Source organism: Hymenobacter agri (assembly GCF_054778495.1).
The window spans coordinates 1-1,045 of sequence record NZ_BAAGZM010000998.1 but is presented as its reverse complement, the minus strand read 5'-3'; the positions used below and the strand labels follow the sequence as shown (position 1 = coordinate 1,045).

Annotated in this window: 1 protein-coding gene; it reads right to left on the bottom strand. The window is 68.0% G+C overall.

Going from position 1 to position 1,045, the window contains the following annotated elements; genetic code table 11:
• Window positions 1-1,045, bottom strand: a 1,045-nt coding sequence (locus ACYVDE_RS23990; RefSeq protein ID WP_460504039.1) for an alpha-2-macroglobulin family protein, incomplete at both ends; no start/stop codon positions are given.

The following is a 1,045-nucleotide window of genomic DNA, read 5'->3' as shown; positions in this document are numbered from 1 at the left end:
GGCCGGTCTGCAGGCGGTCGAAGCGGGCGAGGTAGGTGCGGTAGTCGGCCGGCGCGCCCAGGCGGTGCAGCAGCGTGAGCAGGCGAATGAGGTCGTCGGGCGAGTTGTAATAGTTGGTGTAGTGGCCGGGGTACTGGCGGCGCAGGGCGGCCGCGGTGGCCGCTTCGCTCAATTGGGCATCCAGCTCGCGCAGCAAAAAAGCCTGCACCGGGGCACGGTCCAGCTTCAGCTTGTAACCAGCTTTTTCGGCTTCGAGCAGGGCTTCCAGCACATGCGAAGTGGCCCAGGCGCTCACCTCCGAATCGGGCCAGGTGCCCCAGAGGCCCTTGGGCTTGTGCCGGCCGGCCAGCAGCTTGCGAATGAGGTAGTTCACGGCCCGGTCGCCCTTGAAGGGCTGGCTCTGCACGGCGCGAATGCGCTTCTCCAGCAGCAGCGCCTTCAGCTTGGAGGCAGCCTGCTCGTTGCAGAGGTAGGCGTAGTGCTGCAAATGCTCAATTTCGGAGAGCAGTAGCGGCAGCGCGTCGCTCTCCAGGCGCACGGTGGCCTCGCCCAGCGTGGGGTCGATGCGGAACTGCACGGTGGTATCGGCGGCCGCAAGGGTGGCGAAGGTGCCCACGGTTTCGCGGGTGCCGGCGGGCAGCACGGCCAGGGTGCGTTGCTCGCCGTCCTGGTAGCCGCTGGGCTGGGTGAGGGCGAAGCTCACCGTTACCGAATCGGGTACGGTGGGCGCGGGCGCGGTGAAGGTGAGCGTATCAACGGCCGAGGGGCTGACGAGGCGGGCCTGACTGCCCAGCACTTTATCGCCATTGCGGAAGGTGGTCGTGACGCGGGCCGTGTCGAAGCCGTAGTTCAGGCTTTTGCCCAGCAGCTGGGTGCGGTCGCCGGCCACCAGGAAACGGGGTGTGGCCAGCTCGGCCCGCAGCTGCTTGAACGATTTCAGGCGGCCGGTGGCCTGGCCCAGGCGGCCGTGGTTGTCGGAAGCCAGCACGAAGCTGTCCCAGCTGGTCACGTCGTCGGGCAGCACCACGTCGGTGCGGGCCAGCCC